Source organism: Obesumbacterium proteus, from assembly GCF_001586165.1.
In the GTDB taxonomy this organism is placed as follows: domain Bacteria; phylum Pseudomonadota; class Gammaproteobacteria; order Enterobacterales; family Enterobacteriaceae; genus Hafnia; species Hafnia protea.
This window is the reverse complement of the sequence record NZ_CP014608.1, coordinates 2,514,121-2,528,540: the sequence shown is the minus strand read 5'-3', so window position 1 is coordinate 2,528,540 and position 14,420 is coordinate 2,514,121. Positions and strand designations below refer to the sequence as shown.

At 52.3% G+C, this 14,420-nt stretch carries 11 protein-coding genes and 1 pseudogene; 8 read left to right on the top strand and 4 right to left on the bottom strand.

Features of this window, described 5'->3' with window-relative positions; all coding sequences use genetic code 11:
• Nucleotides 1-12: 12 nt before the first annotated feature.
• The 6 genes and pseudogenes from DSM2777_RS12015 to kdpE all read left to right on the top strand — a co-directional run bounded on the left by DSM2777_RS12015 (nucleotide 13) and on the right by kdpE (nucleotide 8,739).
• Entirely contained in the window at nucleotides 13-570 is a 558-nt protein-coding gene (locus tag DSM2777_RS12015; protein WP_004213590.1) for a recombinase family protein, read from the top strand.
• A 2-nt stretch (nucleotides 571-572) separates the two neighbouring features.
• A complete protein-coding gene (locus DSM2777_RS12010; RefSeq protein WP_050110602.1) occupies nucleotides 573-3,542 on the top strand; it encodes a Tn3 family transposase in 2,970 nt (989 codons plus the stop codon).
• Between the two features lie 31 nt (nucleotides 3,543-3,573).
• Nucleotides 3,574-4,509 (top strand): annotated as a pseudogene (gene kdpB / locus DSM2777_RS12005) (potassium-transporting ATPase subunit KdpB); the annotation flags it as partial.
• Between the two features lie 176 nt (nucleotides 4,510-4,685).
• The gene (kdpC, locus tag DSM2777_RS12000) at nucleotides 4,686-5,282 is read left to right on the top strand and encodes a potassium-transporting ATPase subunit KdpC (protein WP_061554072.1); all 597 of its coding nucleotides are present in this window, start codon (nucleotides 4,686-4,688) and stop codon (nucleotides 5,280-5,282) included.
• Between the two features lie 30 nt (nucleotides 5,283-5,312).
• Nucleotides 5,313-8,018 (top strand): two-component system sensor histidine kinase KdpD, encoded by a 2,706-nt coding sequence (gene kdpD, locus DSM2777_RS11995; protein WP_061554071.1) that lies wholly within the window; start codon nucleotides 5,313-5,315, stop codon nucleotides 8,016-8,018.
• Between the two features lie 31 nt (nucleotides 8,019-8,049).
• Nucleotides 8,050-8,739 (top strand): two-component system response regulator KdpE, encoded by a 690-nt coding sequence (kdpE, locus tag DSM2777_RS11990; protein ID WP_040045709.1) that lies wholly within the window; start codon nucleotides 8,050-8,052, stop codon nucleotides 8,737-8,739.
• A 3-nt stretch (nucleotides 8,740-8,742) separates the two neighbouring features.
• Here the strand turns inward: kdpE and DSM2777_RS11985 are convergent, their stop codons facing one another.
• Complete coding sequence (locus DSM2777_RS11985) at nucleotides 8,743-9,081, bottom strand: DUF3861 domain-containing protein (RefSeq protein ID WP_061554070.1); 339 nt, start codon at nucleotides 9,079-9,081, stop codon at nucleotides 8,743-8,745.
• Nucleotides 9,082-9,352: 271 nt separating this feature from the next.
• Between DSM2777_RS11985 and DSM2777_RS11980 the strand changes: the two genes are divergently transcribed.
• Both DSM2777_RS11980 and ybaK read left to right on the top strand, forming a co-directional pair.
• Nucleotides 9,353-10,165: a TraB/GumN family protein gene (locus DSM2777_RS11980; protein WP_061554069.1), complete on the top strand. Its 813-nt coding sequence runs from the start codon at nucleotides 9,353-9,355 to the stop codon at nucleotides 10,163-10,165.
• 259 nt (nucleotides 10,166-10,424) lie between these two features.
• On the top strand, nucleotides 10,425-10,904 hold the full coding sequence (gene ybaK, locus DSM2777_RS11975) for a Cys-tRNA(Pro)/Cys-tRNA(Cys) deacylase YbaK (RefSeq protein ID WP_025799902.1): 480 nt from the start codon (nucleotides 10,425-10,427) through the stop codon (nucleotides 10,902-10,904).
• A 44-nt stretch (nucleotides 10,905-10,948) separates the two neighbouring features.
• Here ybaK and DSM2777_RS11970 read toward each other — a convergent pair whose 3' ends face one another.
• The 3 genes from DSM2777_RS11970 to ushA all read right to left on the bottom strand — a co-directional run bounded on the left by DSM2777_RS11970 (nucleotide 10,949) and on the right by ushA (nucleotide 14,127).
• The gene (locus tag DSM2777_RS11970) at nucleotides 10,949-11,668 is read right to left on the bottom strand and encodes an acid phosphatase (protein WP_025799904.1); all 720 of its coding nucleotides are present in this window, start codon (nucleotides 11,666-11,668) and stop codon (nucleotides 10,949-10,951) included.
• A 214-nt stretch (nucleotides 11,669-11,882) separates the two neighbouring features.
• Complete coding sequence (gene cspE, locus DSM2777_RS11965; RefSeq protein WP_004091792.1) at nucleotides 11,883-12,095, bottom strand: transcription antiterminator/RNA stability regulator CspE; 213 nt, start codon at nucleotides 12,093-12,095, stop codon at nucleotides 11,883-11,885.
• 370 nt (nucleotides 12,096-12,465) lie between these two features.
• Complete coding sequence (gene ushA / locus DSM2777_RS11960) at nucleotides 12,466-14,127, bottom strand: bifunctional UDP-sugar hydrolase/5'-nucleotidase UshA (RefSeq protein WP_061554068.1); 1,662 nt, start codon at nucleotides 14,125-14,127, stop codon at nucleotides 12,466-12,468.
• Between the last annotated feature and the right edge of the window lie 293 nt (nucleotides 14,128-14,420).

Genomic DNA, 14,420 nt, shown 5'->3' with positions numbered 1-14,420 from the left:
TTTGGAGGCACCTTGCAAGGTCAACGCATTGGCTATATCCGCGTCAGCAGCTTCGACCAGAACCCTGATCGGCAACTGGAGCAAATCGAAGTCGGTAAGGTATTCACCGATAAGGCTTCCGGCAAGGACACGCAACGTCCCGAACTTGAAAGGCTGCTGGCCTTTGTGCGCGAGGGCGACACCGTGGTGGTGCACAGCATGGACAGGTTGGCACGCAATCTCGATGACCTGCGCCGCATCGTTCAGGGGCTGACACAACGGGGCGTGCGGATGGAGTTTGTCAAAGAAGGGCTGGCGTTCACCGGCGATGACTCACCGATGGCCAATTTGATGCTGTCGGTCATGGGGGCTTTTGCGGAGTTCGAGCGCGCACTGATCCGCGAACGCCAGCGCGAGGGAATCGTGCTGGCCAAGCAGCGCGGTGCCTACCGGGGACGAAAGAAATCGCTGAACAGCGAACAAATTGCCAAGTTGAAACAGCGAGTCGCGGCAGGCGATCAAAAAACCTTGGTGGCCCGTGACTTCGGCATCAGTCGCGAAACCTTGTACCAGTACCTGCGGGAAGACTGATCATGCCGCGCCGCTCAATCCTGTCCGCCACCGAGCGCGAAAGCCTGCTGGCACTACCAGATGCCAAAGACGAACTGATACGGCACTACACGTTCAACGAAACCGACCTATCGGTGATCCGCCAGCGTCGCGGCGCTGCGAATCGATTGGGCTTCGCCGTGCAGCTTTGCTACTTGCGATTCCCTGGCATCTTCTTGGGCATCGATGAGCCTCCGTTTCCGCCCCTGTTGCGCATGGTGGCCGCACAACTCAAGGTGCCGGTGGAAAGTTGGAACGATTACGGCCAGCGCGAGCAGACGCGGCGGGAGCACTTGGTCGAGCTGCAAACGGTGTTCGGGTTCAAGCCCTTCACCATGAGTCACTACCGGCAAGCCGTGCATACATTGACCGAGCTGGCCTTGCAGACCGATAAAGGCATTGTGCTGGCCAGCGCCCTTGTCGAAAACCTGCGGCGCCAGAGCATCATCCTGCCCGCCATGAATGCCATCGAGCGCGCGAGCGCCGAGGCCATCACCCGTGCCAACCGGCGCATTTACGCGGCGTTGACCGATTCTTTGTTATCGCTCCACCGTCAGCGCCTGGACGAACTTCTCAAGCGCAAGGACGGCAGCAAATTGACGTGGCTGGCATGGCTGCGCCAGTCGCCCGTCAAGCCGAACTCTCGGCATATGCTTGAACACATCGAGCGCCTCAAGGCTTGGCAGGCGCTTGACCTTCCCGCAGGCATCGAGCGACAAGTTCACCAGAACCGCCTGCTCAAGATCGCCCGTGAGGGTGGGCAGATGACGCCTGCCGATCTGGCAAAGTTCGAGATGCAACGACGCTATGCCACTCTGGTTTCGCTGGCCATTGAAGGCATGGCCACCGTCACCGACGAAATCATCGACCTGCACGACCGCATCATTGGCAAACTATTCAACGCCGCCAAGAACAAGCATCAGCAGCAGTTTCAGGCTTCCGGCAAGGCGATCAATGACAAGGTGCGGATGTATGGCCGCATCGGCCAAGCCTTGCTGGAAGCCAAACAGAGCGGCGGCGATCCGTTCGCCGCCATCGAGGCCGTAATGCCGTGGGATACCTTCGCCGCCAGCGTCACGGAGGCGCAAAAGCTCGCGCAGCCGGAGAGCTTCGACTTTCTGCATCGCATCGGTGAAAGCTACGCCACGTTGCGCCGCTACGCGCCGCAGTTCCTGGACGTACTTAAGTTACGGGCGGCACCAGCCGCCAAGGGCGTACTCGATGCCATCGAGGTGCTTCGCGGCATGAACAGCGACAACGCCCGCAAGGTGCCCGCCGACGCGCCGACCGCATTCATCAAGCCACGCTGGGCGAAACTGGTGCTCACGGACGATGGCATTGACCGGCGCTACTACGAGCTGTGCGCCCTGTCAGAGCTAAAGAACGCGCTGCGATCAGGCGATGTCTGGGTGCAGGGTTCGCGCCAGTTCAAGGACTTTGATGAGTACCTGGTGCCGGCCGAGAAGTTCGCTACTCTGAAGCTGGCCAACGAATTGTCGCTGGCAGTGGCCACCGATTGCGATCAGTATTTGCACGACCGACTGGCATTGCTGGAACAGCAGCTTGCCACCGTCAACCGCATGGCGGCGGCCAATGATCTGCCGGATGCCATCATTACCGAGTCCGGCCTGAAGATCACGCCGCTGGACGCGGCGGTGCCGGAGACCGCACAAGCCCTAATCGACCAGTCGGCGATGCTGCTGCCACACGTCAAGATTACCGAACTGCTGATGGAAGTTGATGAGTGGACAGGCTTCACCCGGCATTTCACGCATCTGAAGACCGGCGACACGGCCAAGGACAAAACCTTGCTGCTGACGACGATCCTGGCTGATGGCATCAATCTTGGGCTAACCAAGATGGCCGAGTCCTGCCCAGGCACGACTTACGCCAAGCTGTCGTGGCTGCAAGCCTGGCACATCCGGGATGAAACGTACTCAACGGCGCTGGCCGAACTGGTCAACGCGCAGTTCCGGCAATCCTTTGCCGGAAACTGGGGCGATGGCACCACGTCATCGTCGGATGGCCAAAATTTCAGAACCGGCAGCAAAGCGGAGAGCACCGGGCATATCAACCCGAAGTATGGAAGCAGTCCAGGCCGGACGTTTTATACCCATATCTCCGACCAGTACGCGCCCTTCAGCACCAAGGTAGTCAACGTCGGCGTGCGTGATTCAACCTATGTGCTCGATGGCCTGCTGTACCACGAGTCGGACTTGCGGATCGAGGAGCACTACACCGACACAGCGGGCTTTACCGATCATGTCTTCGGCCTGATGCACCTACTGGGCTTCCGATTCGCGCCACGTATCCGAGACCTGGGCGACACCAAGCTATTCATCCCAAAGAGCGATACCGCCTATGACGCGCTCAAGCCGATGATTAGCAGCGACCGGCTGAACATCAAGCAGATACGCGCCCATTGGGATGAAATCTTGCGGCTCGCGACCTCGATCAAGCAGGGTACGGTGACGGCCTCGCTGATGTTGCGCAAGCTCGGCAGCTATCCGCGTCAGAACGGACTGGCCGTTGCACTGCGCGAGCTGGGGCGCATTGAGCGCACGCTGTTCATACTGGATTGGCTGCAAAGCGTGGAGCTGCGTCGCCGCGTTAATGCCGGACTGAATAAGGGCGAAGCGCGCAACGCGTTGGCCAGGGCTGTCTTTTTCTACCGATTGGGTGAAATCCGCGACCGCAGCTTTGAGCAACAACGCTACCGAGCCAGCGGCCTCAATCTGGTGACGGCGGCCATCGTGTTGTGGAACACGGCCTATCTGGAACGGGCAACCAATGCTTTGAACGGGCACGGCAAACCGGTAGACGAGACGCTGTTTCAATACCTGTCACCGCTGGGGTGGGAACACATCAATCTGACCGGCGATTACCTCTGGCGCAGCAGCACCAAGGTCGGCGCAGGCAAGTTCAGACCGTTGCGACCACTGCCACCGGCTTAACGTGCTTTATTTTCCGTTTTCTGAGACGACCCCAACCTTTGTCCCCTTCTCGGCGCAAACCCGCATGAGCGGCGTGAACGTACAGGGAAGAATGATCCGCAAAGGTTCAGTGGATGCGATACGCCGCCACGTGGAATCTAACCAAGGCCACTTCCCACGTGCGGTTGATGAGCGCGTGGAAAGCGTTGCGCGTACCGGCGGCACACCGCTGGTAGTGGCAGAGGATGGGCGAATTCTCGGCGTTGTCGCGCTAAAAGATATCGTTAAAGGCGGCATTAAAGAGCGATTCTCCGAGCTACGCCGCATGGGTATCAAAACGGTCATGATTACCGGTGATAACCGCTTAACCGCTGCGGCTATTGCGGCCGAAGCTGGCGTGGATGATTTTCTGGCGGAAGCTACGCCCGAAGCCAAATTGGCGCTGATCCGCCAGTATCAGGCCGAAGGTCGCTTAGTGGCCATGACCGGCGACGGCACCAACGATGCGCCAGCGCTGGCACAGGCCGACGTGGCGGTTGCCATGAACTCAGGTACTCAGGCCGCCAAAGAAGCGGGCAACATGGTTGATTTAGACTCTAACCCAACCAAGTTGATTGAAGTGGTGCATATCGGCAAACAGATGCTGATGACGCGTGGCTCGCTAACCACCTTCAGCATCGCCAATGACGTGGCGAAATATTTCGCCATTATTCCTGCGGCCTTTGCTGCCACCTATCCTCAGTTGAATGCGCTCAACGTCATGCACCTAACGTCACCGGCGTCAGCCATTATGTCAGCGGTTATTTTCAACGCGTTGATCATTGTGTTCTTGATCCCGCTGGCGTTGAAAGGCGTGAGCTATAAACCGCTAAGCGCCAGCGCATTGCTGCGTCGAAATTTATGGGTTTATGGCGCAGGCGGGCTGTTAGTGCCGTTTGTCGGGATCAAATTGATCGATATGTTGCTGACCGTTTGTGGTTTGGCTTAGTCCATATAGAACCGCTCAAAAGAGCAGTAATACTTTAACATCCCCAAAATAATTGGAGTGGTATCAAGGCGGCAAGCGAGTTCATCCCGATGAGCTTACTCTAGTAAGTGATTCGGGTGAATGAACGCAGCCAACGCAGATACCGCTTCAAGTATGAAGGGGAAAAGGATCAGATAATGTCTCTACTACGTCCCTCTATCATGATGATGCTGATTTTGACCGCCATCACCGGCATAGCCTATCCGTTGCTGACCACGGGGTTAGCGCAGGTGATGTTTCACTCTCAGGCCGAAGGATCGTTGATTGAACACGATGGCGTCATCGTGGGTTCACGTTTGATTGGCCAAAACTTTACTCAGCCTAAATACTTTTGGGATCGTCCATCCGCGACCGCTGACGCAGCCTATAACCCACAGGCTTCCGGCGGTAGCAATTTGGCAGCATCGAATCCACAGTTGGATAAAAATTTGCAGGCGCGCGCTGCACTATTGCGTCAGGCAGATCCCGCAGCGCCAGCGGCGATTCCGGTCGATCTGATGACCAGCTCAGCCAGTGGATTAGATCCTCACATTTCACCGCAGGCGGCTTATTATCAGGCGGCACGCATCGCCAAAGTACGCAATTTGCCACAGGCCAGCGTTGAGAAGCTGATCGCCGCTAACACCCAATACAGCCTGCCGCAGTTTATTGGTCAGCCGGTGGTTAACGTATTAGAACTGAACATGGCACTGGATGCATTATTGCCCCACAATGCATCTAACACGCGTTCATAATGCCAAAAGCCCGATCATAAAGAGAACGACATGCTAGACGATGAAGAGCTGCGCCGCCCCGATCCAGATACCTTACTGGCTCAGGTTTGCGAAAAACCTCGCGGAAAACTAAAAGTCTTTTTCGGCGCCTGCGCTGGCGTTGGAAAAACCTACGCGATGCTGCAAGAAGCGCAGCGCCTTCGTGCCCAAGGCTTAGACGTGCTGGTTGGCGTGGTGGAAACCCATGGCCGAGCGGAAACGGCCGCGCAGCTTGAGGGGCTGGATATCCTGCCCCTCAAGCGAATTCATCATCGCGGTCGTCAAGTGCGGGAATTCGCGCTCGATCAGGCGCTGGCTCGCCACCCTGCGCTGATCCTGATGGATGAGCTGGCGCACAGTAACGCCGCCGGTTCGCGTCATCCTAAACGCTGGCAAGACGTCGAAGAGCTGCTGGATGCGGGCATCGACGTGCTCACCACCGTAAACGTGCAGCATCTTGAAAGCCTCAATGACGTTGTCGGTTCCGTAACCGGCATTCGCGTGCGCGAAACCGTGCCTGACCGCATCTTCGATGACGCCAGTGAAATCGTGCTGGTGGACTTACCGCCAGACGATTTACGTCAGCGTCTCAATGAAGGAAAAGTCTATATTCCAGGGCAGGCAGAGCGAGCCATTGAGCACTTTTTCCGTAAAGGAAACTTGATTGCCCTGCGCGAATTGGCGTTGCGTCGCACCGCAGACCGCGTTGATGAGCAAATGCGCGAGTTTCGTAATAGCCTAGATAAAGAACGCGTTTGGCATACTCGCGATGCCATTTTGCTGTGTATTGGCCACAACGTTGATAACGACAAGCTGGTTCGCACCGCGTCTAGATTAGCGGCTCGCCTTGGCTGTATCTGGCATGCGGTTTATGTGGAAACACCGCGTCTGCATCGATTGCCGGAAAATCAGCGGCGGGCCATTTTACGCAGCGTCAAACTGGCACAAGAATTAGGCGCGGAAACCACCACGCTATCCGATCCGAATGAAGAAAAAGCCATTCTGCGCTACGCCCGTGAGCATAATCTCGGAAAGATTATTATTGGCCGACGCAATAAGAAAGAGCGACGTTGGTGGTGGCATGAAAGCTTTGCTGACAGGCTGGCTAAACTCGGGCCGGATCTGGATTTAATTATCGTCGCCGTTGAAGACAAGCCTCGCACCACCAGCAAAGAGTCCGATAGTCGCCCTTTCAGCGAAAAATGGCGGGTGCAAATTCGCGGTTGTCTGGTTGCCATTGCCCTGTGTGCGCTGATCACGCTGCTGGCACGAATGATTTTCCCCAACTTCGATCAGGCCAATATCGTGATGGTCTATCTGCTGGGGGTTGTGATCGTGGCGCTGTTTTATGGCCGCTGGCCTTCGGTTCTCTCCGCCGTGGTGAGCGTTGCCAGTTTCGATCTGTTTTTTATCCAACCTCAGTGGTCGTTCGCGGTCAGCGATGTTCAGTATCTCGTGACCTTTGGCGTGATGTTAACCGTTGGGATCGTGATTGGTAATCTGACCGCCGGTGTGCGCTATCAGGCACGAGTGGCACGTTATCGCGAGCAGCGTGCACGCCATATGTATGAACTGTCCAAAGCCCTGAGCAATGCCATCACAAATGAGGATATCGCTCGCAGCGGCAGCTATTTTCTTAACAGCAGTTTCAACGCACGGACATCAGTATTAATTCCCAGCGATGATACGCCGTTAGTTCAGGTAACACCGCCGCAGGAAGGGGTATCGGGCGTTGATTTTGCTATTGCACACTGGTGTTTCGATAAGCAGCAACCGGCAGGGGCTGGCACCGATACGCTGCCCGGTGTTCCCTATCAACTACTGCCCTTAAGCACCCCACAGCAGACCTTTGGCGTGTTAGCTATCGAACCCATGAACATGCGCCAGTTGATGGTGCCGGAACAGCAGCGTCTGTTACAAACCTATGCGGTGATGATTGCCAGCGCGCTTGAGCGTTTGCATCTGGCTCAAACGGCGGCGAGTGCGCGTATGGACACTGAGCGCGAACAACTCCGAAACTCGCTGTTAGCCGCCCTTTCGCACGACCTACGAACCCCGCTCACCGTATTGTTTGGTCAGGCTGAAATTTTAACGCTCGATCTGGCCGCTGAAAAATCGCCGCATGCCCAACAGGCTAATCAAATTCGCCAGCAGATCCTCAACACCACTCGGCTAGTGAATAATTTACTGGATATGGCACGCATTCAGTCCGGCGGATTTAACCTGCGCAAAGAGTGGCAATCGCTGGAGGAAATCGTAGGCAGCGCCGTTAATACGTTAGAACCGATGCTGAACTCACATCCGCTCACCATTGATTTACCCGCAGCTCTTCCCTTGGTGAACTGCGATGGCAGCTTGATTGAGCGTGTGATACAAAACCTGCTAGAAAACGCGGGGAAATATGCTGGATTGGAATCGCCCTTAGCGATTCGGGCCAAAGCCTCAGAAGATTGGCTAGAAGTAGAAATTGAAGATCGCGGCAACGGTATTCCCGCCGAGCAGCTGCAGCTGATATTCAATAAGTTTACCCGCGGCGATAAAGAGTCGGCTATTCCCGGCGTCGGTTTGGGCTTAGCCATTTGTCGTGCCATTATAGAAGTACACGGTGGTAAAATATGGGCAGAAAATATTGCCCAAGGTGGGGCCTGTTTCCACTTCACCCTACCGCTAGAAGCACCGCCTGATATTGAGGATGAACTTGATCATCCAAGTTCTTGAGAAACAGCGAGCGGCGAAACAGAGAGATAACGTGAATCAAACTCCGATAAATGTACTCATCGTTGAAGATGAAAAAGAGATCCGCCGCTTTGTTCGTTCTGCGCTTGAGAATGAAGGCTGGCGGGTTTTCGACGCCGATACATTACAGCGTGGACTGATCGAAGCAGGCACGCGCAAACCGGATCTTATTATTCTCGATTTAGGTCTGCCGGATGGAGATGGGCTGGATTTTATCCGCGATTTACGCCAGTGGAGTTCGATTCCGGTGATTGTGCTTTCTGCTCGCAGCGAGGAGTCGGACAAGGTGTTAGCACTCGACGCCGGAGCCGATGATTATCTGAGTAAACCCTTTGGCGTGGCGGAGTTATTGGCACGGGTGCGCGTCTCTTTGCGTCGGCATGCTCAGCAAAATCAGGAAAGCCCGCTGATTCAATTCTCAGACGTTGAAGTGGATTTGATCAACCGCCGAGTCTCTCGAGCCGGTGAGGACTTACACCTCACGCCGTTGGAGTTCCGTTTACTGACTGAGCTTATTGCCAACGCGGGGAAAGTGCTCACGCAGCGCCAGCTGCTTAGCACGGTTTGGGGGCCAAACTACGTTGAGCACAGCCACTACCTGCGGATATATATGGGGCATTTACGGCAGAAACTAGAAGCTGAACCTGCACGCCCCAAGCATTTACTGACTGAAACCGGCGTGGGTTACCGGTTTATGCTCTAATTTTTAACCTTCTTTTGGCTCTTCTTTTGCTTCTTCGGCGCTCTCACCGCGCTTGATACCTTTTAAGGTCATCATAAAAGCGCGGAATGAATCACGCAGGTCGTCAAACAGCGGGTGTTTACGGTTCTCCAACAGCGACTCAGAAAACAGTTTTAAACCAACGGCAAAAGCTTTCGATTTATCGCCGGTGAACGGTAAATCCTCTCGGGCGCCCAATCTTTCGACAATAGATAAAATCTCATCATGGTTTTCAACTTCAAAGCTGATTGGCGCTTTATCAATCGGGTCGCCTTTGCGATCGGCAATCGGCTCAACGGTGATGCGGTAGCGGTATCCAGGCATAGTATTCCCTCTTTAAGTTTTTTTGATAATGATAACTTTTATCATATTCGGTCGAATTGAGCTTCACATTTTGTGTAGCCGCTTTGAGCCAAACGCGTGATCTTGCATCTTTTTCAGCCAGTTCACGAACCCACTATATGGGCAATGAAATGGACAATGAAAAAGGACGAGAGCAATGAAAAGACACAAAAAGCATCGAATTTTCAGTGCTTTTTTTTTTGCCTTTACCGCCACACTGCACGTAGCATAGAAAAAAAGGCAAAGGTGACTTATGACTCAATGGCTGCGAAAACTCGCTCTCTGGTTGGGAATTATTCCGACAACCACTTATGCCTATCCAGCGCTTGATATCCACCTTCAAGGCGGTATCCACTTGCATCTGGTGGGAAGTATTCACATGGGCACTGAAAACATGTCGCCCCTACCCGCGGCATTAATTCAGCGTCTTAAACGCGCGGATGCGCTGATTGTTGAAGCGGACATAACCCAAGCATCGCCCTCGTTTGATACCGCTGAAGTCGCTGAAACGTTGGAGTCACAGCTTTCACCAGAGCTTTGGCAGCAAGTCTTACAACGCTGTCAGGAAACCGGCATTCCCGCTAACGCGATTCAACATTATCCGGCGTGGCGAACGGCGTTGACCCTTCAGGCACAGCAGGCGCACCAGCTCGGTTTGCGTTCTGAATATGGTATCGACTATCAAATGCTGCGCTTTGCCCAGCAAACGTCGCTAAAAACCATTGAGCTGGAAGGTGCCGACACCCAAATGGCGCTGCTGCATGCGCTGCCCGACAACGGGATCGTCCTGTTAAAAGATACCTTGGCACACTGGCATACTAACGCTCGACTGCTGCAAACGCTGATCGGCTGGTGGATTTCACCCAAGGAATCTATGGCAACGACAGAGTTACCTGCGACCTTTAGTGACGATCTTTATCAGATTCTGATGGGCGAACGAAATCACAAATGGCAAAAAATGTTGCTCACGCTGCCGGCCGGAAATTATGTGGTGGCGGTTGGCGCATTGCACCTTTACAGCGAAGGAAACTTGCCCGAGCTGCTGGCGCCGTATGTGATTCATTAGACGAAAAAAATGGCCAATATTTCTATTGGCCAGTCAAAGAGGAATTTCATTATTATCGTTATGCTACAAGTGCAAACATGGCGTTTGCCCCTGTAGTTTCCCGCATAGATTAACAATGCAGCAGTGATTCTGGCAATGGTTATTCATCACATGGTGTTGCACTAATGCATATAACGCACGAATAAATAACTCTCCGAAACTGACTCCGCGAATTAACAGCGCTATCATTGCGTGATTCGTCATCGTAGAGGCTTAGAAAATGACTCCCGCAGTTCTTCTTCTTGAAAAAAACAAGGTTCCTTTTACTCTCCATCAGTATCACCACGATAGCGACGAAACTAATTTCGGCGATGAAGTCGTCCGTAAATTAGGCTTGAACGCCGAACAGGTCTACAAAACCCTGCTCGTTTCGCTCAACGGCGATAGCAAGAATTTAGCCGTTGCAGTTACGCCGGTTGCTTCAATGCTGGATTTAAAAAAGGTCGCTAAAGCGTTGTCGGCTAAAAAGGCTGATATGGCCGATCCTCAGATCGCTCAGCGCGTAACGGGCTATTTGGTTGGCGGCATTAGTCCACTTGGGCAAAAGAAACGTTTACCTACCGTGATCGACAGCGGCGCTCAAGAATTTGCCACGATCTTTATTTCAGGCGGAAAGCGTGGTCTGGATATCGAACTTGCGGCTCAGGATCTTAGCCGTATGACCAGCGGCAGCTTTGCAGAAATTGCCAAGCGAGATTAACGAGCCTCGCATGCGGCAAGACTCGTTAAATATTTAAGGCAGGATTAGTTCTGAGTATTTAGCTTTTGCACTTCAGCCTTGGCCTTCGCCAACTGAGCTTCAAACGCTGGGTTATTATGCAGAGTGGCAACAACCGCGCTTCCTACGACACGCGCAGCATTGACGTCGCTCTGCCAGTGATAACCACAGATCACACGGCTTTGCCCAAGCTCATAACCACGCTTGAGAATTTCATTCTGTCTTGCCGGGTTCACTTCCGCTAACACCAGCGCCACTGACCAGCCAATCGTGGTATGGCCCGAAGGATATGACCCATTGGTGGAGAGCTCTTTTTCATCTTCTGGGCGACAGGTTGCTTCTTTATAGAAAGCAAAAGGACGCACACGATTGTAGTGCTGCTTCGCGGAACGCGTGGCGTATTCACCCGCATCTTCTTTCATCGTCGTGATCAGCGTGAAAGTCTCAGGGGTTTTTTCTTTAGAAATAGGAATGCCAAAAGCGGTGGAGAAATTTCTCGCCAAGCTATCTTTAGACACATCTGCATCATCATAAGCCTGTTTACCACGTTCGGTACTGCGCAGCGCTTTACCTTCATCGTAATGAGCTTTATCGCTCAAGAAATCAATGCTGGTGTAAGACGGCGGCGGTGGTAACAGCTTTAAGCTGTCGGGGGCTTGTTCATATTTAAGATAGTGATCGTCGGCAGCCATGCCGTAACCAGAAACTAATAAACCAACTAACGTCGCTAAAACAATTTTCTTCATCAGTGTGTTTCCTCCTGTTTGGCATCTTAGTCACTCTTATTTCATCTGACCGTGACAGCGATAACATTTGCGCCACAAATGAAAATAGATATTTGATAACTAGAGTAAAAGTGCTGCAAAACGGAAGATGACAATCCTTAGAAACGCAAGAACCCGCACAAGGCGGGTTCTTGGTTCACAGTAACTCAGAGATTACTGCGATGGCTGTTGGCTATTACAGCGCAACAACGTTTACTGCTGATGGACCTTTAGCGCCGTTCTCGATAGAGAACTCAACTTTTTGGCCTTCATCAAGAGTTTTGAAATCGTTGCTCTGGATTGCAGAGAAATGTACGAATACATCTTTGCTGCCATCTTCAGGAGAGATAAAACCAAAACCTTTACCAGCGTCAAACCATTTTACTAAACCAGTCATTTTATTAGACATAGATACTTCCTTTATTTGTTTTGTGTGCCGCTATGATTCATATAAATCGTGCAGCGAAGGTGGTCGTCTTCAAAGAGTTACTTATTGAAAAGTTCTTACTTAGCACTTAGGAGAAGACTCACAAGAAGAAGAGGTATCTATGCGGATAACGCTTGAACTGAGGACTGCTTTACTAAAACTGCGTTCATAAGGTCTGTGTTTCAAACCGATAACGCTATTTACTCACACCCACCCTTGCTTATCAAGAACTATTTTCAAATAATAATTTTCTCATCTAGACGGCTAGACTGGTGGAAGTTTAGGTGACCGCGATCTTTGTGCTGGTCAGAGGGCAGAAATCTACCCTCTGAATCAGCTTGGTTTCTACAGATTAATTCGCCGACTTATAAACAATCTCGCCCTTCGGCTCATAGTCTGCGACTTTAAGCGGAGAGTGTTTTTCGATGTACTGCTTCAGCACTTCAGCATCGACAAACCCCGTGTTCACATAGCTTGGTCTATCGCTCACGATAGGGTAATCATCGCCGCCGGTGGCGTTAAAACTCAACAAAGCTAAACGATACGTTTTGTCTGCCTGCAAAGGTGCTCCCTTGATTTTCACATCGCTGACACCTTGCCCGTCGGCCACGAGGCTCACGTTAGCAAACTGCGCATACGCGCCAGAATCGACTTTTTTATTAGCAACTACCGCCAGATATTTTTCAAGATCGCGGCCGTTCATCTCGACGTAGGCCACCAGATTGCCAAAAGGCTGAACCTTCAGCACATCTTTGTAGGTAATATCACCCGGCTCAATGGAATCTCGTACTCCTCCACCGCTCATCACGGCTAAATCTGCCTGCGTGCGCTCCATCTGTGCAGCAAGCAGTAAACGCGCCATATTGGTTTGTTCGAAGCGTACTTTGCTACGATCGCCCATCAATTTGCCATCCACGCTGCCGACCTTAACCTCCAACTGCGCTTTGCCCTTTTCTTCAAACGGCGTTAGCAGCTTGAGCATCTGCGGGTTTTCGTCAATCTTGTGGGTGTAGTAAGCGCGTTCCGTCGTGCCATCGTCTTTCGTCACTTTCTGACTCAAATTGACCGGAATGAGCTGGTAGTGTTGCAAAGTCAGCTCACCGTTACGGAAGCTGAAATCAGCACGCCCAACGTATTTCCCCCACTCATGCGCCTGTACGATCCACGTTCCATTTTGACGATCGGGCGCGCACGGCGTTCCCGGTACATAATCGGCCTGTTTTTTGTTCTCAGATGCCATACACACAGGATCCTGCGAGTGGCCGCCGACGATCATATCGAGATACCCCGCTGGCAATTTTCTCGCCATTTCAACGTCGCCCGGCGCGTTCGAACCGTGGTTGCCGTTGTCATAATGTCCCATATGGGTGGCGGCAATAATCACATCCGGTTTTTCATTTTGTTTGATCTGCTGGATCAGCGTTTTTGCTTCTACAGCGGGATCGCGGAACTCGATACCTTTCAGCAGTTCAGGATTACCAATTTTGGCCGTATCGTCGGTGGTTAAGCCAATTACCGCAATTTTGATATCTTGCTTATCGAATATTTCATACGGTTTAAACAGACGCTTTTCTGTACCTTGCTGATAAATATTGGCGGAAAGTAACGGGAACGTGGCCCATTTTTCCTGCTGGCGCAGGACCGACAGTGGGTTATCGAACTCATGATTACCGATAGCCATCGCGTCATAGCCCACGAGGTTCATGCCACGAAAATCAGGCTCGGCATCCTGTAAATCTGATTCAGGAACGCCGGTATTAATGTCGCCACCGGAAAGCAACAACACGCTGCCGCCCTGCGCAGCCACTTCATGGCGAATCTGATCCACCAGCGTCTTTTGTGCCGCTAAGCCATATTCACCGTTAGCGTTCTGCCAAAAATGGCCGTGATGATCGTTAGTATGCAGAATGGTGATGTTATAGGTTTTATCTTTTTCCCATGCTGCTGCCCACGTAGGCACCATTGCCAGAGTGACCGCTAACGCACATGCACTGCCTTTTAAAGCCAATTTCATACGGATTCTCCGTGTCGTCATATTCATCATCCCAAAGACTTTCTCATTATTATGATTATCAAATTCAAATCACTGTGTGTGATACCAAGTCTAAAATTCTAACGGCAAGATAAGGAGATCTTTTCATTTTTTTGCGAGCCATTTCAAATTACGCCGTTCATTTAGGCTCAATATCCGGTAAATAGTCCATCGGAAGGTAAAAACAACGGTTGACCAAGAATGATAAACTTTGTCATTGTTAGCGTGATGTCTATCCCTATTTATCTGCCTGCATAAATAGCTCCTTAACTGAC